General features: G+C 70.7%; 23 protein-coding genes and 1 pseudogene. 12 read left to right on the forward strand and 12 right to left on the reverse strand.

Annotation, left to right across the window (positions count from 1 at the left end; translation table 11 throughout):
* The first annotated feature begins 37 nt into the window (after nt 1-37).
* From amrS to ABZS58_RS03450, 5 genes are all read left to right on the forward strand, one after another.
* Nucleotides 38-1,102 (forward strand): AmmeMemoRadiSam system radical SAM enzyme, encoded by a 1,065-nt coding sequence (amrS, locus tag ABZS58_RS03430; RefSeq protein WP_354777101.1) that lies wholly within the window; start codon nt 38-40, stop codon nt 1,100-1,102.
* Nucleotides 1,099-1,878: an AmmeMemoRadiSam system protein B gene (gene amrB, locus ABZS58_RS03435; RefSeq protein ID WP_354777103.1), complete on the forward strand. Its 780-nt coding sequence runs from the start codon at nt 1,099-1,101 to the stop codon at nt 1,876-1,878. Before amrS ends, amrB begins: the two co-directional genes overlap by 4 nt.
* Nucleotides 1,879-2,029: 151 nt before the next feature.
* A complete protein-coding gene (locus tag ABZS58_RS03440; protein WP_354777105.1) occupies nt 2,030-2,947 on the forward strand; it encodes a phytanoyl-CoA dioxygenase family protein in 918 nt (305 codons plus the stop codon).
* A 58-nt stretch (nt 2,948-3,005) separates the two neighbouring features.
* The gene (locus ABZS58_RS03445; RefSeq protein WP_354777107.1) at nt 3,006-3,503 is read left to right on the forward strand and encodes a SigE family RNA polymerase sigma factor; all 498 of its coding nucleotides are present in this window, start codon (nt 3,006-3,008) and stop codon (nt 3,501-3,503) included.
* Nucleotides 3,500-4,537 (forward strand): LCP family protein, encoded by a 1,038-nt coding sequence (locus ABZS58_RS03450; RefSeq protein ID WP_354777109.1) that lies wholly within the window; start codon nt 3,500-3,502, stop codon nt 4,535-4,537. Before ABZS58_RS03445 ends, ABZS58_RS03450 begins: the two co-directional genes overlap by 4 nt.
* On the opposite strand, the gene ABZS58_RS03455 is transcribed toward ABZS58_RS03450, so the two are convergent.
* Nucleotides 4,534-4,752 carry a hypothetical protein gene (locus ABZS58_RS03455; RefSeq protein WP_354777111.1) on the reverse strand — a complete coding sequence of 73 codons (219 nt, stop codon included), beginning with the start codon at nt 4,750-4,752 and terminating at the stop codon, nt 4,534-4,536. The genes ABZS58_RS03450 and ABZS58_RS03455 overlap by 4 nt on opposite strands.
* A 205-nt stretch (nt 4,753-4,957) precedes the next feature.
* Between ABZS58_RS03455 and fbaA the strand changes: the two genes are divergently transcribed.
* A complete protein-coding gene (gene fbaA / locus ABZS58_RS03460; RefSeq protein WP_354777113.1) occupies nt 4,958-5,983 on the forward strand; it encodes a class II fructose-bisphosphate aldolase in 1,026 nt (341 codons plus the stop codon).
* Nucleotides 5,984-6,028: 45 nt separating this feature from the next.
* Here the strand turns inward: fbaA and ABZS58_RS03465 are convergent, their stop codons facing one another.
* A complete protein-coding gene (locus ABZS58_RS03465) occupies nt 6,029-7,249 on the reverse strand; it encodes a hypothetical protein (RefSeq protein WP_354777115.1) in 1,221 nt (406 codons plus the stop codon).
* A 179-nt stretch (nt 7,250-7,428) separates the two neighbouring features.
* Here ABZS58_RS03465 and ABZS58_RS03470 point away from each other — a divergent pair, with 179 nt between their 5' ends.
* The gene (locus ABZS58_RS03470) at nt 7,429-7,845 is read left to right on the forward strand and encodes a DUF3151 domain-containing protein (protein ID WP_354777117.1); all 417 of its coding nucleotides are present in this window, start codon (nt 7,429-7,431) and stop codon (nt 7,843-7,845) included.
* Between the two features lie 21 nt (nt 7,846-7,866).
* Here the strand turns inward: ABZS58_RS03470 and ABZS58_RS03475 are convergent.
* Both ABZS58_RS03475 and ABZS58_RS03480 read right to left on the reverse strand, forming a co-directional pair.
* Nucleotides 7,867-8,901, reverse strand: a pseudogene (locus ABZS58_RS03475) (ParA family protein); the annotation flags it as partial.
* Between the two features lie 706 nt (nt 8,902-9,607).
* On the reverse strand, nt 9,608-10,564 hold the full coding sequence (locus tag ABZS58_RS03480; protein WP_354777119.1) for a diacylglycerol kinase family protein: 957 nt from the start codon (nt 10,562-10,564) through the stop codon (nt 9,608-9,610).
* Between the two features lie 68 nt (nt 10,565-10,632).
* Here ABZS58_RS03480 and ABZS58_RS03485 point away from each other — a divergent pair, with 68 nt between their 5' ends.
* Nucleotides 10,633-11,919: an adenylosuccinate synthase gene (locus tag ABZS58_RS03485; RefSeq protein ID WP_354777121.1), complete on the forward strand. Its 1,287-nt coding sequence runs from the start codon at nt 10,633-10,635 to the stop codon at nt 11,917-11,919.
* Between the two features lie 8 nt (nt 11,920-11,927).
* Nucleotides 11,928-13,175 carry a phosphoribosylamine--glycine ligase gene (gene purD / locus ABZS58_RS03490; protein ID WP_354777123.1) on the forward strand — a complete coding sequence of 416 codons (1,248 nt, stop codon included), beginning with the start codon at nt 11,928-11,930 and terminating at the stop codon, nt 13,173-13,175.
* A gap of 110 nt (nt 13,176-13,285) precedes the next feature.
* Here the strand turns inward: purD and ABZS58_RS03495 are convergent, their stop codons facing one another.
* Genes ABZS58_RS03495 through ABZS58_RS03505 form a run of 3 tightly spaced genes read right to left on the reverse strand, consistent with a single transcriptional unit; the run spans nt 13,286 to nt 16,547 of the window.
* Entirely contained in the window at nt 13,286-14,839 is a 1,554-nt protein-coding gene (locus ABZS58_RS03495) for an AMP-binding protein (RefSeq protein WP_354777125.1), read from the reverse strand.
* A gap of 27 nt (nt 14,840-14,866) precedes the next feature.
* Complete coding sequence (locus ABZS58_RS03500) at nt 14,867-16,081, reverse strand: acyl-CoA dehydrogenase family protein (protein ID WP_354777127.1); 1,215 nt, start codon at nt 16,079-16,081, stop codon at nt 14,867-14,869.
* A gap of 10 nt (nt 16,082-16,091) precedes the next feature.
* On the reverse strand, nt 16,092-16,547 hold the full coding sequence (locus ABZS58_RS03505; RefSeq protein WP_354777129.1) for an SCP2 sterol-binding domain-containing protein: 456 nt from the start codon (nt 16,545-16,547) through the stop codon (nt 16,092-16,094).
* 80 nt (nt 16,548-16,627) lie between these two features.
* Between ABZS58_RS03505 and ABZS58_RS03510 the strand changes: the two genes are divergently transcribed.
* A complete protein-coding gene (locus ABZS58_RS03510; protein ID WP_354777131.1) occupies nt 16,628-17,242 on the forward strand; it encodes a TetR/AcrR family transcriptional regulator in 615 nt (204 codons plus the stop codon).
* Between the two features lie 11 nt (nt 17,243-17,253).
* Here ABZS58_RS03510 and ABZS58_RS03515 read toward each other — a convergent pair whose 3' ends face one another.
* Both ABZS58_RS03515 and ABZS58_RS03520 read right to left on the reverse strand, forming a co-directional pair.
* Entirely contained in the window at nt 17,254-18,213 is a 960-nt protein-coding gene (locus tag ABZS58_RS03515; RefSeq protein ID WP_354777133.1) for a rhomboid family intramembrane serine protease, read from the reverse strand.
* A 20-nt stretch (nt 18,214-18,233) separates the two neighbouring features.
* Nucleotides 18,234-18,773: a peptidylprolyl isomerase gene (locus tag ABZS58_RS03520; protein ID WP_354777135.1), complete on the reverse strand. Its 540-nt coding sequence runs from the start codon at nt 18,771-18,773 to the stop codon at nt 18,234-18,236.
* Between the two features lie 160 nt (nt 18,774-18,933).
* Here ABZS58_RS03520 and ABZS58_RS03525 point away from each other — a divergent pair, with 160 nt between their 5' ends.
* Entirely contained in the window at nt 18,934-19,578 is a 645-nt protein-coding gene (locus ABZS58_RS03525; protein WP_354777137.1) for a hypothetical protein, read from the forward strand.
* A gap of 61 nt (nt 19,579-19,639) precedes the next feature.
* On the opposite strand, the gene ABZS58_RS03530 is transcribed toward ABZS58_RS03525, so the two are convergent.
* Nucleotides 19,640-20,782 carry a magnesium and cobalt transport protein CorA gene (locus ABZS58_RS03530; RefSeq protein ID WP_354777139.1) on the reverse strand — a complete coding sequence of 381 codons (1,143 nt, stop codon included), beginning with the start codon at nt 20,780-20,782 and terminating at the stop codon, nt 19,640-19,642.
* Nucleotides 20,783-21,024: 242 nt separating this feature from the next.
* Nucleotides 21,025-22,116 carry a PLP-dependent aminotransferase family protein gene (locus tag ABZS58_RS03535; RefSeq protein WP_354777141.1) on the reverse strand — a complete coding sequence of 364 codons (1,092 nt, stop codon included), beginning with the start codon at nt 22,114-22,116 and terminating at the stop codon, nt 21,025-21,027.
* 99 nt (nt 22,117-22,215) lie between these two features.
* Between ABZS58_RS03535 and ABZS58_RS03540 the strand changes: the two genes are divergently transcribed.
* The gene (locus ABZS58_RS03540; RefSeq protein WP_354777142.1) at nt 22,216-22,737 is read left to right on the forward strand and encodes a Uma2 family endonuclease; all 522 of its coding nucleotides are present in this window, start codon (nt 22,216-22,218) and stop codon (nt 22,735-22,737) included.
* Between the two features lie 487 nt (nt 22,738-23,224).
* Here the strand turns inward: ABZS58_RS03540 and ABZS58_RS03545 are convergent, their stop codons facing one another.
* Nucleotides 23,225-23,611, reverse strand: coding sequence for a CBS domain-containing protein (locus tag ABZS58_RS03545; RefSeq protein WP_354777144.1), 387 nt, complete (start codon nt 23,609-23,611; stop codon nt 23,225-23,227).
* Nucleotides 23,612-23,743: the final 132 nt, after the last annotated feature.

Genomic DNA, 23,743 nt, shown 5'->3' on the forward strand with positions numbered 1-23,743 from the left:
TGGGTCTGCCGGTTTTGCGAGGCGTAGAGTCGGGATTATGGCGACGGTGCCGACCGTGCACTGGCACCGGTTGGCGGACGGCCGGGTGCAGTGCGACGTCTGCCCAAGGGCGTGTCGGCTGCACGAGGGCCAGCGCGGGTTCTGTTTCGTCCGGGAGCGCCAGGGCGACGAGATCGTGCTCACGACCTACGGTCGCTCGTCCGGCTTCTGCGTCGACCCGATCGAGAAAAAGCCGCTCAACCATTTCCTGCCGGGCTCGCCGGTGCTGTCGTTCGGCACCGCCGGCTGCAACCTCGGCTGCCGCTTCTGCCAGAACTGGGACATCTCCAAGAGCCGTGAGGTCGACACCCTCGCCGCCGAGGCCGACCCTGCCCAGCTCGCCGCGACCGCCGTGCGGCTGGGGTGCCGGTCGATCGCGTTCACCTACAACGATCCCGTGATCTTCATGGAATACGCGATGGACGTCGCCGACGCCTGCCGCGAGGCCGGGATCAGGACGGTGGCGGTGTCGGCCGGGTACATGAACCCGGCGCCGCGCGAGGAGTTCTACCGGCACATCGACGCCGCCAACATCGACCTGAAGGCGTTCAGCGAGAAGTTCTACGAGAAGGTGACCTTCGCCCGCCTCGACGCGGTGCTGTCCACATTGGACTATCTGCGCGGCACCGACGTGTGGCTGGAGATCACGACGCTGCTCATCCCGGGGCAGAACGACGCCGACGACGACCTGCGCCGCCAGTGCGACTGGCTGCTGGAGCACCTGGGCACCGACGTCCCGCTGCACTTCTCCGCGTTCCATCCGGACTTCAAGATGCTTGACATCCCGCGGACGCCGCCGGAGACCCTGCGGCGGGCCCGGAGGATCGCGCTGGACGCCGGCCTGCGGTTCGTCTACACCGGCAACGTCCACGACCCCGACGGCGGGACCACTCGCTGCCCCGGCTGCGACAGACCGGTCATCGTCCGCGACTGGTACGACCTGCGCGCATACCAGCTGACCGGCGACGGCAAGTGCGTCCACTGTGGACACCAGCTGCCGGGTGTGTTCGACGGCCCGGCCGGTGCGTGGGGCCGCCGGCGCCTGCCGGTCGCGGTCGCTTGACGACCCGGCCGCCCGCGGTCGCGGGCACGTTCTACCCGGCCGATCCCGCGAGGCTGGCGGGATCGGTGGACGCGATGCTCGGGGCCGCTGGGGCCGCGCCGCCGGACGCGGTGGCGTATGTCGTGCCGCACGCGGGGCACCGGTTCTCCGGGCCAACCGCCGCGCACGCCTACCGTGAGCTGCGCGACCGCGCCGAGCCCTTCGAGCGGGCCGTCGTCATCGGCCCCGCCCATCAGGTGCCGCTGCGGGGCGCCGCCGTGTCCACCGCCACCGCCTGGGCGAGCCCGCTCGGGGAGATCGCGATCGACACGGCAGGCGTCCAGCTGCTCGTCGACCGTGGGCTCGCCGTCGCCGACGACCGGCCGCACGCCCCTGAGCACTCGATCGAGGTGCAGGTGCCGTTTCTGCTGCGGGTACACCTGCGGAAACTGCTGCCGGTGGTGGTGGGGCAGGGCGATCCGGACGCGACCGCCGCGCTGCTCGACGCGGTCGCCGCACCCGGCACGGTGATCCTCTGCAGCACCGACCTGTCGCACTACCTGCCGGAGGCCGCCGCCCACCGCCGTGACGCCCTCACCGCGGCGGCCATCGCCGACCTCGCCCCGGAGCGGATCGGCACCGGCGACGCCTGCGGCCGGCACGCGCTGCGCGGCCTGCTCGCCTGGGCACGGCTTCGAGGGTTGCGCGCCGAGTGTCTGGCCCTCGCCACGTCCGCTGACACCGGCGGCCCGAGCGACAGGGTGGTCGGCTACCCGGCATTCCGCGTCACTGCCTGACGCCTTTCTACCAAGACGTCGAAGATGGGTTCGACCGTTGCACGCGGAATGTCCAGAAATTGCCGGACGAACAGCCGACCACGACAGTGAAGGCCACTCACGTCTGGTGCGGTGAGGGCGCCTGTGGACGGCGCCGGAACTGGAGACGGGGATGTCAGCGATTGCGGCAGCGCCCGACAACGGCACCGCGACCTGGGCGCCGATGACCCGCGAGCAGCGCGAGCAGTTCGACGCCGACGGATACCTGGTGATCAAGGGCGTGCTCGGCCCGGACGAGGTGCGCCACTATGCCTCGGTCCTCGAAACCGCGCACCGGCAGCACCCCCGCGCCGCGGACGGCTCCCTGCACCTGCTCAGCCCGGTCACGAACTACCCGGACCTGGTCGACCTGATCGACCACCCGGCGACGTTTCCGCTGGTCTGGTCGATCCTCGGGTGGAACGTCCACATCTACCACTCGCACCTGGACGTGCACCCGCCGCTCGCCGCGCCGAAGCCCGACTGGTGGCACTGGCACCAGGACGGCGGCCGGCAGAACCGTGAGCTGGAGACCGACCCGCGGCCGCGGCTGTCGGTGAAGCTCGCCTACTGGCTCTCCGACGTCTCGGAGACCGGCCGGGGCAACCTGACCCTGGTCCCCGGCAGCCACCAGACCAACTGGCTGCCCGGCCCGCCGACCCGCGACGTGCCGTGGCCGACGCCCGACGGCGCGCGGCAGGTCACCGTCGACGCCGGCGACGTCGTGTTCTTCGACCGGCGGATCTGGCACGCACGGTCGGACAACCTCTCGGAGATCACGCGCAGGTGCGTGTTCCTCGGCTACACGTACCGCTGGATCGCCATCCGCGACGATGTCGCCGGCCTGCCGCAGCGCCCCTGGTGGTCGGGCCTGAACCCGGTCCAGCAGCAGCTGCTCGGCGGCGTCGGGAACATCGGCGGCGGCCACGGTCACGACAACGGCACCGACGGCGACCACCACTGGGGCCACTATCCGCAGACGACGCCGCTGTACGAGGCACTGCGCGACCGCGGACTGTTGGATCCCGGTCACCCGCCGTTGATTCCCTGAGCGACCGCAACAGATCCCTCCCTTGACCCGTCATTAGGGTCAGGGGAGGGGGTCTGGGGTGACGTTCGAGGAGTTCGTCGAGGCGCGGTTGCAGGCGCTGCTGCGCTATGCCGTCATGCTCACCGGCGATCCGCACACCGCGCAGGACCTCGTGCAGGAGACGATGATCCGGGCGCAACTCAAGTGGCGCCGGATCGCCGCCGCCAGCGTGCCCGAGCACTACGTCAAGCGCATGCTCACGAACGCGTACATCGACCTGCACCGCGCCTCGTGGCTGCGCCGGGTGGTGCTGCGCTCGGAGCTGCCGGAAGCGCCCGTCGTGTTCGACCACGCCCAGGACAACGCCGACCGCGACCAGATGTGGATCTGGCTCGCCCGGCTGCCCCGGCGGCAGCGGGCCGCCCTGGTGCTGCGCTACTACGAGAGCCTCAGCGACGTCGAGATCGCCGAGGTGCTCAACTGCGCGATCGGCACCGTCCGCTCGCTGATCTCCAGGGCCCTCGCGACGCTGCGCACCGAGGTCGTCCCCGAGCTGATCGGCGGCGACGCCCGATGAACGACGCCGTCACCTCGGCGCTGGCCGCGGCGTTCAAGCAGCACGAGCAGGACGTGCCCGACGCCATGGCGCTGCGGCCGGCGATCGCCGCCGGGGCCCGCCGGCGCCGGGCCCGCCGCCGCCTCTCCGGTGCGCTGGGGCTGGTGGCGGCGATCGCACTGGTGGCATCGGTGCCCCTCGCCCTGCCCGACCCGGCGCCGATCCACACCGAGTCGCTGCTCGACGCGGGCGTCCCCGACGTGCGCAACTTCCTGATCCTCGGCACCGACCGGCGCCCCGAGTCGGCCGGCGAGACCGTGCGCGCCGACGCGATCCTGATCCTGCACGTCGACGCGGACAGCCGCACGGTCTATCAGCTGTCGATCCCTCGCGACGTGGCCGTCGACGTGCCCAACTTCGGCCGTCAGCAGGCCGGCACCGCGTTCGTCTTCGGTGGGTACGAGCTGACCTCCCGCGTCGTGGGCAACCTGCTCGGCGTCCGGATCGACGGTGGGGCCGTCATCGACTTCGCCGGCATGCAACGGGTCACGGACGCCATGGGTGGCGTCGACCTCTGCGTGGATCAGCAGACCGTCTCCATGCACCTGGGTTATGAGAAGCCCTCCGGTCGCGTCGTGCCGCTCCGGTCCGGCATGCAGCCGGTCGTGTACGAGCCGGGCTGCCGCCACTTCGCCGGCTGGGAGGCCCTCGACTACATCCGGCAGCATCAGTCGCTCGCGAACGGCGGGGACGACCGCGACACGCACGTGCGGCAGTTCCTCGCCGCGCTGGCCCGCCGGCTCGACGACCCGGTGAAGGTCTCCAAGGTGCTGCCGGTCGCGGGGTCCGCCCTCGACCTGCACCTCGGCGACACGTCACTGGCGGCGCTGGCCGGCGTGCTCGGCGGCCTCGACGCCGCGCGCGTGCCGGGCCTGAGGCTGCCGCTCGGGCCGGACCGTGCGGTCCTGCCCGGCGGCGACGGCCTGTTCGCCGCCATGCGCGACGGCGCCGTGCCCGAGTGGGTCACCGCGCATCCCAAGTACGTCGTGGGCTAGCGGTATTCGTCGTCCTGGCCGGCGTCGCGGTCCTGCTCGACAGCGTCGTATTCGTTGGCGTCCCAAGGGTGCGCGCGGCTGATCACCGCCGCGCGGTCGGTCGGGTTCGCCGGGAGCGACTGCTCGGCGGCGTCGGCCGGCGATGCCTCGGGGTCGCGCACGTCAGGGTCGAGCCGGTCGTCAAACGTCAGCAGGTCCTCGTCGGGCTGGGTCATGCGGTCCTCCCTCGGGTCCCTCCAACCGTACGACCGAATCGGTCGTAACGCTGCCGAGCCGGTCAATTCACCCTGTGCCCACCCTCCCGCCTTACATGGGTTCCGAGCGCTGCGAGATACTCCGTTGCAGGACAGCGCGGTCCTCGACGAGCCGCGCACGCCCGGCTCCAACACCGCACGATCCAAACAGCCAAGGAGCGCCGTCATGCCCATCGCCTCTCCCGATGTCTACGCCGAGATGCTCGATCGCGCCAAGGCCGGCGCGTTCGCCTACCCGGCGATCAACGTGTCGTCGTCGCAGACGCTGAACGCGGCGCTGCGCGGCTTCGCCGATGCGGAGAGCGACGGCATCATCCAGGTCTCCACCGGTGGCGCCGAATACCTCTCCGGCCCGACCGTCAAGGACATGGTCACCGGCTCGGTCGCCTTCGCCGCGTTCGCCCGTGAGGTCGCGAAGAAGTACTCGATCAACGTCGCGCTGCACACCGACCACTGCCCGAAGAACAACCTCGAGAAGTTCGTCCGGCCGCTGCTCGCCATCTCGGCCGAGCGGGTCGCCAAGGGCGAGGAGCCGCTGTTCCAGTCCCACATGTGGGACGGCTCGGCGGTGCCCCTGGGTGAGAACCTGCAGATCGCCGAGGAGCTGCTGGCGCTCACCGCCGCGGCCAAGATCGTGCTGGAGATCGAGGTCGGCGTCGTCGGCGGCGAAGAGGACGGCGTCGTCGGCGCGATCGACGAGAAGCTCTACACCACCGTCGAGGACGGCCTGGCCATGGTCGACGCGCTCGGCCTCGGCGAGAAGGGCCGCTACATGGCCGCCCTGACCTTCGGCAACGTCCACGGCGTCTACAAGCCGGGCAACGTCAAGCTCAAGCCCGAGATCCTCAAGACCATCCAGGACGCGGTCGGCGCCAAGTACGGCAAGGACAAGCCGCTCTCGCTCGTCTTCCACGGCGGCTCCGGCTCGCTGCTCGAGGAGATCCGCGAGGCGCTCGACTACGGCGTGGTGAAGATGAACATCGACACCGACACGCAGTACGCCTTCACCCGCCCCGTCGCGGCGCACATGTTCAGCAACTACGACGGCGTGCTGAAGGTCGACGGCGAGGTCGGCAACAAGAAGGCCTACGACCCGCGCGCCTGGGGCAAGGCGGGCGAGGCCGGCCTGGCGCAGCGCGTCGTCGAGGCCTGCGAGCACCTCCGCTCGACCGGCACCACGTTGTCCAAGTAGTTCCTGCTCGTTCGAAAGGGCCCGGCGACCTGCCGGGCCCTTTGCTCATTGCGTCAGCAGCTCGGCGGCCTCGGCGACGTCGTCCGTGACGTGCAGCAGGTGGCGCAGGTCGCCGACCGGGGACGCGGCCAGCAGCGGCTCCAGCAGGCCGCGGATCGGCAGGCGCTCGGTCCAGTGCTTGACGTCGAGGAAGACGAACGGGCCGCTGCCGCCGTCGGTCGCGTAGAACGTCTTCGTCGCGGCCTGGAAGACCTCCTGGACGGTGCCGGCCATGCCGGGCGCGAAGACGATGCCGCCACGGGACAGCCGCAGGATGGTGTCCTCGCGGATCGCGTTGGAGAAGTACTTCGCGATCTTCGCGGCGAACAGGTTCGCGGGCTCATGGCCGTACAGCCAGGTCGGGATGGCCAGGCCGCCGCGGCGGGCCCAGGTCACCGGGTCGACGGCCACCTGGTCGGCGGGCTCGACCGAGTCCGGCGTCGGCGGGACCGGCTGGGCGAAGGCGGCCCGCACGTCCAGTGCCGCCCTGGTGAACGGGTCGTGGTCGTGGAAGTCGGGGGCCACCGACAGCCGGTCGATCGCCTCGGTCAGCGTGGTCAGCGGCTGGTCGGCGAGGAACGCGCCGAGGTTGGCGGCCTCCATCACGCCGGGGCCGCCGCCGGTCACCACGAGGCGGTCCGCGCCGGAGAGCCGCCAGGCCAGCTCCGCCGCGTTGCGGTAGTCGGGCGCGCCGCGCTGCACGGCGTGGCCGCCCATGATGCCGATCGCGGCGGCCGGACCGCGCGCCCCGATCCAGCCGGCGGTCACGTTGGCCAGGGCGTCGTCGATCCCGGAGTCGTGCATCCGTTGCGCGATCGCCTCACGGATCTCCGGGGTGGCCCCGCCAGTGGTCCGGAAGTGCTCGTAGACCAGTGTGTCGAACATGCCGGCGAACCCGTCGGAGTCGAACCCGGCGGCCAGGTTGTCCGGCACGTACAGCTGCGAGGGATGCGTCGGGTAGGGCACCCCGGCGAACTCGGGGACCACCACCGCCCGCCGCCGCAGCAGGTCGACGACGGCGTCGGTGGCCGCGAAGTGGCAGCCGATGAAGAGCGTGTCCTGCACGTCGACGCTCGTCAGGTCCACGGCGGCAAGATCGAGACCCTGCACGATCTTCGTGGCGAGGGAGCCGGTGCTCAGGTGGAACCGGAGCTCCTCCGGCGACTCGATCTCGTCCGGCGAGTGGTCGTGCAGCGCTACCACGTCTGGCGGGGGCGGAGTGGGCACGAACGTCATCTTGCCAGGCCCGGTAAAGGGCGATGACCCGACCGTGAAGATCGGGCCATCGCGTAACCGGGTCCTGGGGAGGCTCCGGACTTCCCTTTCTAGTACTCGCGCGAACGGGGCACACCCCCCGGTCGCGGGACGTTCCCTCCACCGTTCAGCCGACCTGGTTGAATGGCTGGATGCAGAACCTGCTGCCACAGCCATCACCGACGTTGCTTCCCGTCGAGCCCGAGGCCACCGCGAAACTCACCGCCGCCGCCGGTGTCGAGAAGGACGTCAAGGATGTCGCCGCGGCCCACCCCGCGTTCAGCGCCGCCTGGGCCGAGCTCGCCGAGCTCGCCCTCGCCGACGGCGAGCCGGTGACCGCCTATGCCTATGCCCGCACCGGCTACCACCGCGGCCTCGACCAGCTGCGCCGCAGCGGCTGGCGCGGCGCCGGGCCCGTGCCGTGGTCGCACGAGCCCAACCGGGGCTTCCTGCGGGCGCTGAGCGCGCTCGGCCTGGCCGCCGAGTCGATCGGCGAGCAGGAGGAGGCCGACCGCTGCGCCCAGTTCCTCAACGACAGCGACCCGGCCGCCACCGCCGCGCTGCGATAGGGCTTCAGGCCCGGGAGCTGGTCACAAACCTTCGGAGATGGCCGCGGCGACCTTCAACCAGGCGTCGCGGCTCGCCGAGGTGAGGCCGCCGTAGCGGATCGGCTCCCCCGAGTCGATGAAGCGTTCGTAGGGGGCCAGCAGCACCGTCCGCGTGCGGGCGGCGAAGTGCCTGGTGATCGCGGGCACGTCGATGTACCGGCGGCTCGGCGGCATCGACACGACCGTCACCGCCTGCCGGACCAGGCGCCGGCGGCCGTGCTGCTCCAGGTGGTCGAGCATCCTCGACGCCGTCTCGGCCGAGTCGTTGCGGGCGGACATCGTGACCACCAGCTGGTCGGTGGCGTCGATCGCGGCCTGCCAGTTCTCCGCGCGCACGTTGTTGCCGGTGTCGACCACGATCAGCTTGTAGAAGCGGCTGACCACGTCGCGGATCTCCCCGAACGACTGCGCCGTGAGCATCTCGCCGGCCGTCGCGGACTCGTCGCTGGCGAGGATGTCGAACATGCCCTCGCCCTGCGCCCTGACGTACTGCGACAGGTCGCCGACCCGGCCCTGCGCGCCCTGGAAGTGGTCCAGGTCGCGCAGCAGGTCACGGACCGTGCGGGTGTGGAAGTCCTGCTGCGCCCGCATGCCGAGCGTGCCCTGGGTCTCGTTGTTGTCCCAGGCCAGCACGTATCCGCCGCGCTTCTGCCCGAACGTCATCGCCAGGAGCAGCACCGCGACGGTCTTGCCGGCGCCGCCCTTCGGGTTGACGACGGTCACCTGCCGCAACCCGCCGAAGTTGCGCCGCACGAGGTCGACGTCGTGCCGGAACTCCAGCTCCCGCCGCCCGGGTGCGAGCGACACCATGCCGAGCGTGCCCTTCGCCACCGCGCCACGGACCCCGCGGGCGGCGACCGGGTCGACCGGCCTGGCCTGCCTGCGCCGCGAGAACTCCTCCGCGGTCGGCGTGCTCCCGTCCGACCAGCTCGACACCGGCGGCGGCTCACTCGGCGGCCGATGGGCCACGGTCGGCGCCGATGGCATCGGTGGCAAGGGCGGCACGACCTGCGCCGATGCCATGGATGGCGGCTCATGTACCGGCGGCGCCTGATCGGTGGGCGGTCCGGCATAGGTGGGCAACGCCGGTGGCGCCTGGTCGATCGTCGGCGGCGCGGCGTGCGTGGGCGGCGCCGGTGGAGGCCGGTGGGCGGGCGGGGCCGGAGGCGGCGGCAGCGGCGGTTGCACCGGCTGCGGGGGATGCGTCACCGGAGGCCGGGGCACCGGCACACCATTGACCGGCAGCGCACTGCTACCAGGCATGGAGACCGCACCCGCACCCGAGACAGGGATCGGGCCGGCCCCTGAGACCGGGATCGCTGTGGCGCCGGCGACGGGCACCGCGCCCGGCCCGACCGACGCGGACCTGACCGGAGCACCCGAAACCGGCACGTGAGGGACCGGTTGGCCGTGCTGGATCCCGCCGCCGACCTGCCCGCCATACGCGGACGGCATATCGAGCCAGGGCCCCGGGTCCCCCGAGTCGCCTTCGTGCTGTCCGGCCCTCGCGGGCTCCGGCCGCCGCGCCGGCGGCTGGGACCAGGGCGACCCGACGTGCTCCAACACCTCGCCCGCCGGGTCGTCGTCCTGCGACGGCTCGGCAGGCCGTTCGGTGCGCCGGCCCGAGATGTCCTCGTCGGGCGGCCAGAGTGCGTCGTTCACAGCTGTTCCCCTCCCGCGCTCCCCCACCGTATGCGAGACGGCACCGTATGCGAAGGCGCCATCAGGGCACGTAAACGGCCCAGGCGGCCCGCTCCATCCACCAGGATCGCTTGCGGGAGAGGGTCGTCTCGGCACCGTCGTCGACGAAGGGGACGTCGGCGCGCGGGGTGATCGCGACCGCGCGGCCGCTCGCCCGGCGGACCTCGATCTCGACGCGCGGGCGGCGGAAGAGCGACCGGGAAGCCCGCGGCACCGCCACCGCCACGTCCAGGACGCCGTCCTCCATGGAGGGCGAGAGGACCAGCGGCAGGCCGTCGACGGTCGCGTACCGCGACGCGTTCGCCACCACCGACATGAGCACGGGCTCGGTGCCGTCGGCGAGGACGGCGTCGTCGACCTCGACCCTGGCCAGGAACGTGCTGGCCGAGCCGCTCGCGTCGACCCCGCCGACCAGGACGCCGTCGAGGGTGACCCCGCCGCCGTCGTTGCGGAGCAGGTCGAGGCGGCGGATCTTGCCCCCGAGCACGGCGGCGGCCACGTCGGCGGGCCCGCGGGGCAGGCCGAGCCGGGTCACGAGGTCCGTGGAGTCCGGGCCGAGCGGCAGGATCCCGATCGGCGGCAGGTCCGGCAGGGTGCGGTCGTCGGGGATCGCGTCCGCGGCCTGGGACCGTTTGCTCGGCGCAGGTGCGTACATGCGGACCAACCGCCGCATGACCGCGCGGAGCTGCCCGTCGGCGGCGGTCGCCACGATGAGCCGCACGTCGGGCAGGGCCTTCAGGGCGGCGTCGATCTCCGCGTCGGTGTGTGCGACCACCGTCTCGACCTGAGCGCTTGCCATGCGCAGCGCGTCGCGGCAGGCAAGAATGGGGGTACGCGTGCCGCACGCGCGGGCGGATGACTGGGCAGGCGGCACCTGACTTGGTGGCGCAGCGGAGCACCCTCCATCGCAAGCGCAGTCCGTGCCTTCGCCGAGCGCGAGCACCACCACGTCGACCACCGTTGTCAACCTGCCTTTCACGCGGTTGTTAGCCTGGCACCCCGGGCGACCCGCTGGGGCGCCCGACCCTTTGGAGAGGGCAACAGACGATGCCAGCGATCGTGCTCATCGGCGCTCAGTGGGGCGACGAGGGCAAGGGCAAGGTTACCGACATGATTGGCGGCGACGTCGACTACGTCGTGCGCTACTCCGGCGGCAACAACGCGGGTCACACCGTGGTGACGCCGGACGGGCAGAAATTCGCCCTGCACCTCATGCCGTCGGGGGCGCTGTGGCCCAACGCGGCGATCGTCATCGGCAACGGGGTCGTGATCGACCCGAAGATCCTGCTGATCGAGATCGACGGCTTGGCGGAGCGCGGCGTCGATGTGTCCCGCCTGATGATATCGGGTGACGCACACCTCATCATGCCGCACCACCGGGCCCTGGACCGCGTCGTGGAGCGCTACCTCGGCTCGTCGCGGATCGGCACGACCGGCCGCGGCATCGGCCCTGCCTACGGTGACAAGGTCGCCCGCATGGGCATCCGGGTCCAGGACCTGCTCGACCCGGGCATCCTGCGCAAGAAGCTCGAGATCGTGCTGCGCGAGCGCAACCAGGTCCTCTTCAAGGTGTACAACCGCAAGGAGCTCGACGTCGACGCGACGGTCGAGGAATACCTGACCTACGCGGAGCGGCTGCGCCCCTACATCACCGACACGCGTCAGGTGCTGTGGAAGGGCCTGGAGGAGGGCCGGACGGTCCTGCTCGAGGGCGCCCAGGCGACGATGCTCGACATGGACCACGGCACCTATCCGTTCGTGACGTCGTCCAACCCGACCGCCGGCGGCGCCTGCGTCGGCGCGGGCGTGCCGCCGACCGCCATCACCCAGGTGATCGGCGTGACCAAGGCGTACACGACCCGGGTCGGCTCCGGGCCGTTCCCCACCGAGCTGTTCGACGAGCACGGCGTGCACCTGCGCAAGGTCGGCCGGGAGTACGGCACGACCACCGGCCGCGAGCGGCGCACCGGCTGGTACGACGCGGTCGTCGCCAGGTACGCCACCAGGCTCAACGGCATCACCGACCTGGTCGTCACCAAGCTCGACGTGCTGTCCGGCCTGGAGACGGTGCCGCTCTGCGTCGCCTACGAGATCGACGGCAAGCGCACCGACGAGATGCCGATGACGCAGACCGAGTTCCACCACGCGACCCCGGTCTACGAGGAGCTCCCCGGCTGGTGGGAGGACATCTCGAAGGCGCGCGAGTTCAGCGACCTGCCGGCCAACGCGCAGCGCTACATCGAGCGGATCGAGGAGCTCGCCGGCACGCGCGTGTCGATCGTCGGGGTGGGTCCGGGCCGTGACGAGAACGTCGTGCGGCACAGCCTGCTTTAATCTGTCGCGTGCGCGTACTCCTGCTCGGCTCCGGTGGTCGTGAACACGCCATCGCCGCCGCCCTGGCTGCCGACCCGGCCGTGACCGACCTGATCTGCGCCCCGGGCAACCCGGGCACGGCTGCCATCGCGACGAATGCCGAGGTCGACGCGCTCGACCCGGCCGCGGTGGCAGCCCTCGCCGTGGACCTCGGCGCGGACCTGGTCGTGGTCGGCCCCGAGGCGCCGCTCGTGGCGGGGGCCGCCGACGCGGTCCGCGCGAAGGGCATCGCCTGCTTCGGCCCGTCGAAGGCGGCCGCGCGGCTGGAGGGCTCGAAGGCGTTCGCGAAGGACGTGATGCGGGCGGCGGGCGTGCCCACCGCCCGCTCGTTCGTCTGCACCACACCCGAGGAGCTGGCGACGGCGCTCGACACGTTCGGCGCGCCCTATGTCGTGAAGGACGACGGCCTCGCCGCCGGCAAGGGCGTCGTGGTCACCGACGACCGCGACGAGGCCCTCGCGCACGGCGCGGCCTGCGAGCGGGTCGTCGTCGAGGAGTACCTCGCCGGCCCCGAGGTCTCGCTGTTCGTCGTCACGGACGGCACCGCCGCCGTGCCGCTGCAGCCCGCTCAGGACTTCAAGCGCATCGGCGACGGCGACGCCGGCCCGAACACCGGCGGGATGGGTGCGTATTCACCGCTGGCCTGGGCGCCCGCAGGGCTGGTCGACGAGGTGATGGCGGCGGTGGTACAGCCGACGCTCGCCGAGATGCGCAAGCGCGGCACGCCCTTCTCGGGGGTGCTGTACGTGGGGCTGGCGCTGACCGCCCAGGGCCCGAAGGTCATCGAGTACAACTGCCGCTTCGGCGACCCGGAGACCCAGGTCGTCCTGGCCCGCCTCGAAACGCCCCTCGCCGGGGTGCTGCACGCCGCCGCCGTCGGGCAACTGTCCGAGGACCCGCCGCTGGCCTGGCGCTCGGGCCCGGCCGTGTGCGTGGTCATGGCCAGCGCCGGCTACCCGGAGTCCGCCCGCAAGGGCGACGTCATCACCGGCGCCGACGGCGTCGCGGGCGTCATCCACGCCGGCACGGCCCGCCGCGAGGACGGCGCCCTGGTCACCGCCGGTGGACGGGTCCTCACCTGCACCGCGACCGGCGACACCCTGGCCGACGCCCGCGCCGCCGCCTACCGCCTGGTCGACGCGGTCAGCTTCGACGGCGCCCAGCACCGCACCGACATCGCGCTCGCCGCTCTCGAGAACCGGATCACGATCCCGTAGGCGACGTGGTGCCGGTCCGGCCGGACGGCACCGTTCTCGCCGTGCGGGCCCACGATCTCGATCACCGTCGAGCAGGTCATCGAGATCGTCATGACGCCGGGGCTGACGCTCTACCCCTGATCTGTGTAGAGCCGGCGGCGGACGACCTTGCCGGTGGCGTTGCGGGGGAGGGCGGCGACGAAGTAGACGTCGCGCGGGACGGAGAACCTGGCGAGGCGGTGCCGGACGTATTCGCGCACCGCCTCCGGGTCGACGTACTCGCCGTCGTGCAGGGCGATCCACGCCGCCAGGCGCTGGCCCCACTCCTCGTCCGGCACACCGGCGACGGCGACCTCCCGGACCTGCGGCAGCTCGGCGATCACGTCCTCGACGGCCGCGGGGTAGACGTTCTCGCCGCCGGAGATGACCATGTCATCCTCGCGGCCGTCGACGAAGAGCAGGCCGTCGACGGAGATGTGCCCGAGGTCGCCGGTGCCCAGCAGGTCGCCGTGCGACTCGCGGCCGGTGCCGTTGGTGTAGCCCTCGAAGAGCATGTCGTTGCCGACGAAGATCCGGCCGATGACGCCGGTCGGCAGCTCGGTGCCGCTGTCGGACAGGATCGCGACCCGGGTGCCGTGCGGCGGGCGGCCCGCGGTGCCCGGGGACGCCAGCAGCTCGTCCGGCGTGGCGATCGACGCCCAGGAGGCTTCGGTGGAGCCGTACAGGTTGTACAGCACCGGCCCGTACACCTCCATGAACCGCGAGGCGAGAGGGCCGGTGAGCGCGGAGCCCGACGTCGCCACGACCCGCAGCGTCGGCATGGGCAGGGGCGCCTCCAGCAGGCGCTGCAGCATCACCGGCACCGCGAACAGCGACGTGCACTCCATCGCCGTCACGGCGGCCACGGAGGACCGCGGGGTGAAGCGCCGGGCGACCACGATCGTGCCCCGCAACGCCAGGCACAGCTGCAGCGCGGCCAGCCCCCAGGTGTGGAACAGCGGCGCGGCGACGAACATCCGCTCCCCGGCGAAGAGCGGGATCCGGGACACGACCGAGGCGAGCGGCCCGAGGCCCGACGGGTTGCGCCGCCGGGCGCCCTTGGGCGTGCCGGTCGTGCCGGACGTCAGCACGACCACGGACCCGGCGGACGCCGGCGGTTCGAGCTCGGCGGACGGCGCCCGGTGGATGAGACCCGCGGTCTTCGACATCGCCAGTCGCGGCAGGTTCGGCGGTACCGCCGCGAGCATGCCCAACAGGTCGTCGTCGTGCATCAGGAGGGTGAGCGACTGGTCGTGCGCCACGGCTTCCAGGGAGGTGTTGCCGAGCCCGGTGTTGACCAGGACGGCCTGCGCGCCGAGGGCGATCAGCGCGAGCATCGCCTCGACCATGCCGGCCGAGTTGTTGCACAGCAGACCGATGCGGTCGCCGGCGCGGACCCCGTGCTCGGCGCGCAGGGCGTTGGCGAGGCGGCGGACCCGCAGGTCGAGCTCCGCATAGGTGATCTGGCGGTCCTCGTCGACGACCGCGACCCGGTCGGGGTCGCGCGCCGCCGTCGAGCGCATCTCGCCGTACAGGCCGAAACCCCACCGACGCAGGGCGTTGAGCTGTCTGGCGATCCGCATGGGCCGGCCGGGGTTGAGCAGCTTCCGGCCGGCCATCGTGCGGAGGATGAAGGGGGTGTCCATGGATCCTCCGGCGCTCTTGAAGGGGCGTTACCGGATGTACGTGCCCGAAATCGCGCGGGCGATGACCAGGCGCTGGATCTCGCTGGTGCCCTCGAAGATCGTGTAGATCTTGGCGTCGCGATACCAGCGCTCGACCGGGTGCTCCCGCAGGAAGCCGGCCCCGCCCAGGATCTGCACGGCCTTCTCCGTCGCGGCGACGGCGACCTCGCCGGCCTTGAGCTTGCTCATCGAGCCCTCGCCGGCCTCGAACGGGCGGTTGTTGCGCCCCATCCAGGCGGCCCGCCACACCAGCAGGCGCGCGGCGTCGATCTCCATGCGCATGTCCGCGAGAGCGAACGCGATCGCCTGGTTCTCGATGATCGGCCGACCGAACTGGACCCTGTTCTTGGCGTAGTCCAGCGCGTACTCGTATGCCGCGCGGGCCACGCCGAGCGCCTGCGCGCCGACCGCGGGCCGGGACAGCTCGAACGTGCGCATCGCGGCCTGCCCCTGCGCCTTGCGGCCCTCGCGGGCGCGGGCGAGCCGGGCGTCGAGGGCTTCCTTGCCGCCGAGCAGGCACCGGCCGGGCACCCGCACGTCGTCGAGGAACACGTCGGCGGTGTGCGAGGCGCGCAGCCCGAGCTTCTTGAGCTTCCTGCTGCCGTTGAGTCCAGGTGTACCGGGCGGCACGACGAACGCCGCCTGCCCACGCGATCCCAGCTCCGGCTCGACGCTCGCGGTCACCACGTGGATCTCGGCGATACCGCCGTTGGTCGCATACGCCTTCTGCCCGCTGATCACCCACTCGTCTTTTGCTTCGTCGTAGCGCGCGCGGGTCTTCATCGAGCCGACGTCCGAGCCGGCCTCGGGCTCGGTGGTGCAGAACGCCGCGACCTTCGGGTCGGCGGCGTCGCCGAAGCACTGCGGCACCCACTCGAGCATCTGGTCGGGTTGGCCGGAGGCGTAGATCGCGGCGACCGCGAGACTGGTGCCGAAGATCGCCATGCCGATGCCGGCGTCGCCCCAGAAGAGCTCCTCGTTGGACAGGCACAGCGACAGGCCCGTCGGGTCGGCCCAGGTGTTGGCGAGGAACTCGAAGCCGTAGAGGCCGATCTTCGCCGCCTCCTGGATCACCGGCCAGGGGGTCTCCTCGCGGGCGTCCCACTCCGCGGCGGCCGGGCGCACGACGTCGGCGGCGAAGCCGTGCACCCAGTCGCGGAGGTCCCGCTGCTCCTCGTTCAGGTCGAGCGAGAACTCGGGCATGCTGCTGTCCTTAGGCCTTCGGGATGTCGAACAGGTTGGCGATGTTCGCGGCCAGGCCCAGGTCACCCTTGGCCTTGAGCTTGCCGGTCATGAACATCATCATGGGGTTGCCGGCGCCGGAGACGACCTTGAGGAAGTCGACGGGGCCGACGGTGATCGCGAGCTTCGGCTCCTGGTCGGGGCTCGGCGAGAGCGTGCAGGCGCCGTCGGCGATGACCAGCTCATAGGTGTCGGCGGCGCCGTCGGGCGCGCCGGTGATGGTCCAATGGATGATCGCGTTGGTGGAGCCGGCGCGGTCGGGGCGGAACAGCTCCGGGAAGCGGGTGAAGATCGTGTCGAGGATCGCCTTGCGCTGCGGCCCGGCCATGAGCTCGCCGAGCTGTGCGTCGGAGGCGCCCTTCACGATCTGGGCGAACTGCTTAGGGTCGACGTTGTTGAAGTCGCCCAGGGCGTCGAGGTCGGCCATGTCGTTGTGCCCTTCGTCTTCACTTCACGGGGTTAAGCTACTGACGCGTAACATTACGCACGAGTAAGTATGGTGACAAGATGTTGAAACGACTTCCGCGGGTGGTGCGCGAGCAGCAGATGCTGGACGCCGCGGTGCACGTCTTCTCCGATCGTGGCTTCCACGCCGCGTCGATGGACGAGATCGCGGAAGTCGCGGGCATCTCCAAGCCGATGGTCTACGCGTATCTCGGCACCAAGGACGAGCTGTTCGTCGCGTGCCTGCACCGGGAGGCGACCCGTCTCATGGAGACGGTGGCGGCGGGTGTGATGCCCACCGCGAAGCCCGACGAGCAGCTGTGGCACGGCCTGCGGGCGTTCTTCACGTTCGTCGGCGCGCATCGCGACGGCTGGCGGGTGCTCTACCGGCAGGCCCGCAGCGAGCCGCACTTCGCCGGGGAGCTGGCCGGGATGCGGGCCCGGATCGTCGAGGTGGTCGCCGGGCTGCTGGAGAGCGCCGCCACGGCCGCGGAGGTGCCCGGCCGGCCGAGCGACTTCACCGCGATGGCGTATGCCTACGTCGGCGCCGCGGAGTCCCTCGCGGACTGGCTCGCCGACCACGAGGACGAGGACCCCGACCAGACCGCGACGCGGATGATGAACTTCGTCTGGGTCGGGGCCGACTCGCTGCTGCAGGGCCGGGTCTGGCGCGCCTGAGACTTTCGCGCTCAGCCCGGGCGGGTGCTCAGGTATTCCTGGAGCGTCGGCAGGCTCGCGCCGTGCACCATCGTCACCACGCCGAGCAGCACCACGACCGCGACCATCGCGGCCACCTGGATCAGCGTGCGGCGCTTCTGCGGTGCGTAGGCCAGTCCGGCCGCCACCAGGGCGCCGGTCACCAGACCGCCGAGGTGCCCGGTGATCGAGATGCCCGGCACGCTGAACGTGAGCACCAGGTTGATCACCAGGACCGGCACGACGCCGGCGATGCTGCGGCGCATCTTGCGCAGGACCACGATCAGCGCCCCGAACAGGCCATAGATCGCGCCCGAGGCACCCGCGGTGAGGCTCTCCGGCGAGGCCAGCAGGAAGGTCGCGACACTGCCGCCCAGCCCGGCCACCATGTACAGGCCGAGGAACCGGGCCCTGCCCAGCGCCGCCTCCAGCGGCCGGCCGAGCACCCACAGCGCCCACATGTTCATCAGCAGGTGGAACACGCCGTAGTGCAGGAACATCGAGGTGAAGAGGCGGTAGTACTCGCCGCCCGCCATCCCGCCGTTGTCGAACACGATGTGCTCGGCGTCGACCCGCTCATAGCCATAGGTGATCAGCGCGCCCCACTCGTGCAGCGGCGTGCTGCCCCCGAGCAGCCCGCCCAGGCCGCCGCCGGCCACGGAGGAGGCACTCCCGGAGCTGATCACGGAGGCGAGGAACACCAGCACGTTGATGACGATGAGTGTGATCGTCACCACGCCCAGTGCGCCCTCTTGGCCGCCGCCGAACGCGGTCCGGACCGGGCGCTGTGTCCTGGCACCCTCGCGCACGCATTCCGGACACTGGAAGCCGACCGACGCCTCATTCATGCAATTGGGGCAGATCGGCCGGTCGCAGCGGGTGCACCGGACATACGTCTCACGGTCAGGGTGCCGGTAGCAGACGGGGACCACGTTCGCCGGCGGCTGAGTCATGCTGACAAGATTAGCCAGCCCTATGACACTCGCTCGATGTCCACCCGCTCGATGACGATGTCCTGGCGGGGACGGTCCATCTGACCCGTCTGCGTGCTGCCGATCTGCTGCACGACCTTCCGCGAGTCGTCGTCGGCGACCTCACCGAAGATGGTGTGCTTGCCGTTGAGATGCGGCGTCGGGCCGAGTGTGACGAAGAACTGCGAGCCGTTGGTGCCCTGGCCGAAGCGGATGCCCGCGTTGGCCATGGCCAGCAGGAACGGCCGGTTGAAGTGCAGCTCCGGGTGGATCTCGTCGTTGAAGTTGAAGCCCGGTCCGCCGGTGCCGGTGCCCGTCGGGTCACCACCCTGGATCATGAAGCCGTCGATCACGCGGTGGAAGATGACGCCGTTGTAGTACGGGCCCTTGCCCGGCTCGCCCGTGCGCGGGTCGGTGTATTCCTTGCTGCCCTCGGCGAGCTCCACGAAGTTGCGAACCGTCTTCGGGGCGTGGTTGGGGAACAGCTCCAGCCGGATGGCGCCGACGTTGGTGTGCAGCGTCGCGAACAGTTGCTCGGCCACCAGTTCTCCCTTTCTTTGGTGACATTCCGTCATCACGGTAGCCGACGCTCCGTTTGGCGGATCCGGGTGTACGGGGCGCCTGCACGCGGCAGGATGACCAGCAGCGGACCGGTTCGGAATGTTTTCCCTGGGTAACCCGGGAGGACGAGGTTTCGCGGCCATGGAGGTGGAGCAAGTGTTTGGACGTCGTGAGGTGAAGACGCACCGCCGGCTGATGCAGGAGGAGCTCGGCGAAAGCCTGGGCCACCTGCGGATGGCCGCGGCGCACGCGGCCGATGGCGCCTCGGGAGCGTTGGTGCCACGTGTTGAGAACGCCCGTAAAGCGGTTAAGCCCGGCATTTCGAAGGCCAGCGATGCCGCGGGGACGATCCTCGTCATCGCCCGCGACCGCTCGCGCCAGGCGGGCAGGCAGGCCGAGAAGATGGGGCGCAAGGGGAAAGCGAAGATGATGAAGAACGAAAGCCGTAACAGCCGTCGCTGGCCGATGGCGATCGGTGGGCTGCTCATGGCGGGCGCAGCGGTCGGCGCGGCCACCGCCCTCATGCGGCGTCGCCGGGCCAACCAGACCTGGGACGAATACGGCTCGACCCGCACCACCAGCGACACCGGCTCGATGCTCGACTCGGCGAAGTCCACGATGGACGCCGGGATCGACAAGGCCAAGACCATGGGCGAGGCGGCCAAGGACCGCGCCTCGGACCTGATCGGCAACAAGAACACCAGCACCAACACCGGTCCGGCGGGCAGCGGCGAATACGACAAGCACCCGATGCCGCAGGCGGCGTCGAAGAACAGCCGCTCCTGACTTGAGCGCGCGGACGGGCCCTCCCCAGCCACGGGGGACGACCCGTCCGCGTTCTGTCGCTCTACAACCAGCCTGATTTGCGGAACGCCCGGTAGAGCAGCGCCGATGCGACGACCATCAGCGTCATGACACCCGGGTAGCCGAAGACCCATTTCGTCTCCGGCATGAAGTCGAAGTTCATGCCGTACACGCCGGCGACCGACGTCCACACGGCGGCGATACCGGCCCAGGCGGCGATCTTGCGCATGTCGTTGTTCTGGTCGACGCTCACCTGCGCGAGCCGCGCCTGCAGCACCGAGTTGATCACGTCGTCGAGATACAGGACCTGCTCGACGGTGCGCACGAGGTGGTCGTTGACGTCCCGGAAGTACCGCCGGATCTCCTCGGGCACCTCGGCGAGCTGCCCGCTCACCACGCCCGCCAGGGGGCGCTGGAGCGGCAGGACCGCGCGCTTGAACTCCATCAGCTCGCGCTTCAGCTGGTACACCCGCTGAATCCGATCCGTGCCCTTGCCCTTGGCCTTGCCGCCCTTCAGCGGACTGAACACCTGGTCCTCGATGATCGCGACGTCTTCCTCGATCGCCGCGACGACCTCGACCATGACGTCGACCACCGTGTCGGTCACGGCATAGGCGACCGCCCACGGCCCCCGCGCCAGCACCTCCCGCCGCCGCTCCAGGTCCGTGCGCACAGGCGTCAACCGGCACGCGTCACCGTGGCGGACGGTGATGATGAAGTGCTCGCCGATGAACATCAGCACGTCGCCGGTCTCCACGACCTCGCTGCTCTCGGTGAGCTCGTCGTGCTCGACGTACCGCGCGGTCCGCATCGTCATGAAGGTCATGTCGCTGTACCGCTCGACCTTCGGCCGCTGCGAGGAGTTGACGGCGTCCTCGACCGCCAGCTCGTGCAGCTGGAACGTCTCGGCGATCGCGGCCATCTCGCCCGCGCCCGGCTCCTTCAGCCCGACCCAGACGAAGCCGTGCCGATGTCTGCGCGCCGCGGCGAGCGCCTCCGCGTAATGCCAGCTGCCCGGCTGCCGGACGCCATCGACGTACAGCGCACAGTCGACGATCGAACTGACCGTGGAGGGCGGCTCGCTCGCCGCCGTGGCCGGTGCGGCGGGACTCAGGATGCGCGACATCGCTCGTACCGGACGGGCCAGCGCCCTGGACAGCGAGCCCGTCAGTTGCTCGTCGGTCATTGCGACCTCCGCCATGTCGTTGCCTGAGCCGCTGCTCGGGCATGAAAGTAGGCACCGGATGGGTCGACCGCAGGTGGGGGGTGGGGGCGCGGTCGACCCACCCGGTGCCGTTGGGGGGCGGGGGGTGATGTCTGCAGCGCGATTCAGCAAAGCGCGCCGGGCTGGATTTTGGGCCATCCGGAGCCGACTGGGGAACCCACCCCGCCATCACGGTTTGGTGTCGCTTTTTTGTCAGCCGCTTTTTAACCCTTGCGGACGGCCTCGATCGCCGCGGCCAGGCGGGACACACCCTCGTCGATCTGGTCGGTCAGCACCGCCGAGAACGCCAGCCGCACGGAGTGCCTGCCGCCCTCCAGGAGGAAGTCGCTGCCCTTGACCACGGCGACGCCGAAGTCCCGCGCGGCCACCGCTTCGAGCTCCGTCGTGTCGATGTCGTCGGGCAGCTCGACCCACAGGAAGTAGCCGCCGTCGGGCTCCACGAACGTGGCGTCGGGCACGTGCTTGCGCAGCCCCTCCGCGAGCAGCCGGGCCCGCTCACCCAGCGTCGCGGACACCGTCGCGATCGACCGCTCGATGTCACCGCTCACGCAGAACTGGTGCGTGATGGCCTCCGCGACCATGCTCGGCGAGATGTACAGGTTGGTCGCCCGCTTCGCGATCGCGGCGATCGTCGCCTTCGGCCCAACCAGGTAACCGACCCGGAGCCCGGGCGCGATCGTCTTGGTGAACGAGCTCGCGTGCACGACCACCCCGGCCGTGTCCTGCGCCAGCATCGTCGGCAGCCTCTCGCCCCGCCAGCGGATGTCGGCGTACGGGTCGTCCTCGAAGATCGTGAACCCGAACTCCTGCGCGAGCGCTACGAGCTTTTCTCGTCGTTCTGTGCTCAGGGTCACCCCGGCGGGGTTCTGGAAGTTCGGGATGATGTGCGCCAGCGTCGGCCGCAGTCCCGATTCCAGCAGCGCCCGCAGCTCGTCCGTGTCGATCCCGTCGGCGTCGACCGTCACCTGGTGCACCGTGGCACCCAGGTTGCGCAGGTTGAGCAGCGTCCGGTCATACGTGGGCTTCTCCACGATCACCGCGTCACCCGGCTTCACCAGGTGCTCGAACAGCAGCGCGTCGGCCTGCAGCGAGCCGTTGGTCACGATGACCTGGTCTGCGTCGACGCCGTGCCTGGCCGCGATCCACGACCGCAGCGGAAGATAGCCGACAGACGTGCCGTAGGCGGTGATGCCTGCCGGGTCGGCCTCGAAGGCCCGCACCGCAGCGGCCTTCAGCCCGTCGACGTCGATGATGTCGAGACTGGGTGCGCCGCGGGCGAAAGAGATGAGCTGCATGGCGCCAGCCTACGAGTTCCCCCTCCCACCCCTCAGCCGAGTTCCGCCCGCTCCACCAGTTGGAAAAAAATGTCGTACCTCGGTGGGACGATGCGGGGCATGACGATGGCTGCCTTCACGGCGCACCGGATCCAGGACTGGGCAAACGACGGGGCCCTGCTCACGCCCCCTCCGGCGGTCTCCCACCGCCGCGCGACCCACCGCCTCGAGACGATGCTGCGCAAGGCCTGCCCACCGGAGTTCACCGTCCTGGCCGTCGGCCTCGGCGTCGACTGTGGCGATGGTCGCACCTATGTCCCTGACCTGCTGGTCACCCCCACGACAGCCATCGAGGGCGAGGGCGACACCGTCCCTGCCGCCGATGTCCTCATCGCCGTCGAGGTCATGTCCCTGAGCAACCCTCTTCCCGGCCTGCTCCTGCGCCGCCACGACTACGGCGCGGCCGGCATCCCCCAGCTGTGGATCCTGGACGCCCGCAGCCAGACCCTCACCGTCCACACCGACCCGATCACCGGCCCCCAGGCCGACGGCTACCTGACCACCACGGTCGCCACCGCCACCGGTCCCTTCGCCACGGAGGTCCCGTTCGCCATGACCATCGACCCGTCCCAGATCCGCTAGCCACTCCAGCCGGAGCCGGCCCGCCCGCGCGGGACCCTTCGCGGCTGTCCGGGTCCGGCGCGGCTGTCCGGGTCCGGCTGTCCGGGTCCGCTCGCGGCTGGCTCGGTCCGGCTGGCTCGGTTCACTCCGGTGAGTTGGCGCGTTCGCTGCCGACCCGGTTCTGGGTGCTCACCTCACCCGGAGCCGGGCCGGTTGCGGCGACCTGCCTCAGCCGGAGCCGCTCCGGCCAGGGCCGCCGCGCTTCAGCTGCACCAGCTGGGCCCGGAGTCGTGTCCACGTCGGTGGTGTGCAAATGGCGCCGTCTCCACCCTCACACCACGCCCCGAATTCTTCATGTGGTCGAACGCGCCGGCCCGAAGATCACCGCCCGAACCCTGGTACTCCCCGGTCTAGCCATCGACACTGACCTTTTTCTCATGATCCGGAAGACCTTGTGTCGTCATAGCAGCACAAACTCTTCCGGATCATCGAGAACGCCGTGGAAGGGCTAAGCCAGGGCGGTCTGGTGGACCCAGACGCGGAGGATGTCGCGGACCGAGATGACGCCGAGGACGTCGTCGTTGTCGAGGACCACGAGGTGGCGGAAGCCGCCGCGGACCATGGCGGAGGCGGCTTCTTCGATGGTCCAGGTGGGGCTGGCGTAGACGACTTCCCAGGTGATGTGCTCGGCGGTGCGCTCGACGTCCGGGTCGAGGTCGGCGCCGAGGGCCTTCAGGATGTCACGTTCGGTGATGATGCCGACGCCCGAGCCGTCGGGGTCGAGGACGATGGCGGAGCCGACGCGGTGGCGGGACATCAGCTGGGCGGCCTGGCGGAGCGTGTGGTCCGGGCCGAGCTGGACGACGGCGGTGGACATTGCTTCGTGGACCTGCATCAGGCATCACTCCTCGCCGAAGGCCAAGGCACCTTACGCAAATTTTCCCCGCTCAGCAGCCGACTCTCAAGGCCCGCTCACCCTCGCGTGCGGATGAGAAGCGGAGCCGGAAGCCAGAAGGAGCGCGAGAAG

Source organism: Dactylosporangium sp. NPDC005555 (genome assembly GCF_040605635.1).
Taxonomy (GTDB): Bacteria; Actinomycetota; Actinomycetes; order Mycobacteriales; family Micromonosporaceae; genus Dactylosporangium.

Coding starts and splice junctions, on each gene's coding strand:
- amrS (WP_354777101.1), top strand. CDS start 38: ATGGCGACGGTGCCGACCGTGCACTGGCACCGGTTGGCGGACGGCCGG.
- ABZS58_RS03440 (WP_354777105.1), top strand. CDS start 2,030: ATGTCAGCGATTGCGGCAGCGCCCGACAACGGCACCGCGACCTGGGCG.
- ABZS58_RS03450 (WP_354777109.1), top strand. CDS start 3,500: ATGAACGACGCCGTCACCTCGGCGCTGGCCGCGGCGTTCAAGCAGCAC.
- ABZS58_RS03455 (WP_354777111.1), bottom strand. CDS start 4,752: ATGACCCAGCCCGACGAGGACCTGCTGACGTTTGACGACCGGCTCGAC.
- fbaA (WP_354777113.1), top strand. CDS start 4,958: ATGCCCATCGCCTCTCCCGATGTCTACGCCGAGATGCTCGATCGCGCC.
- ABZS58_RS03470 (WP_354777117.1), top strand. CDS start 7,429: ATGCAGAACCTGCTGCCACAGCCATCACCGACGTTGCTTCCCGTCGAG.
- ABZS58_RS03485 (WP_354777121.1), top strand. CDS start 10,633: ATGCCAGCGATCGTGCTCATCGGCGCTCAGTGGGGCGACGAGGGCAAG.
- ABZS58_RS03495 (WP_354777125.1), bottom strand. CDS start 14,839: ATGGACACCCCCTTCATCCTCCGCACGATGGCCGGCCGGAAGCTGCTC.
- ABZS58_RS03500 (WP_354777127.1), bottom strand. CDS start 16,081: ATGCCCGAGTTCTCGCTCGACCTGAACGAGGAGCAGCGGGACCTCCGC.
- ABZS58_RS03505 (WP_354777129.1), bottom strand. CDS start 16,547: ATGGCCGACCTCGACGCCCTGGGCGACTTCAACAACGTCGACCCTAAG.
- ABZS58_RS03510 (WP_354777131.1), top strand. CDS start 16,628: ATGTTGAAACGACTTCCGCGGGTGGTGCGCGAGCAGCAGATGCTGGAC.
- ABZS58_RS03515 (WP_354777133.1), bottom strand. CDS start 18,213: ATGACTCAGCCGCCGGCGAACGTGGTCCCCGTCTGCTACCGGCACCCT.
- ABZS58_RS03525 (WP_354777137.1), top strand. CDS start 18,934: ATGGAGGTGGAGCAAGTGTTTGGACGTCGTGAGGTGAAGACGCACCGC.
- ABZS58_RS03530 (WP_354777139.1), bottom strand. CDS start 20,782: ATGACCGACGAGCAACTGACGGGCTCGCTGTCCAGGGCGCTGGCCCGT.
- ABZS58_RS03535 (WP_354777141.1), bottom strand. CDS start 22,116: ATGCAGCTCATCTCTTTCGCCCGCGGCGCACCCAGTCTCGACATCATC.
- ABZS58_RS03540 (WP_354777142.1), top strand. CDS start 22,216: ATGACGATGGCTGCCTTCACGGCGCACCGGATCCAGGACTGGGCAAAC.
- ABZS58_RS03545 (WP_354777144.1), bottom strand. CDS start 23,611: ATGCAGGTCCACGAAGCAATGTCCACCGCCGTCGTCCAGCTCGGCCCG.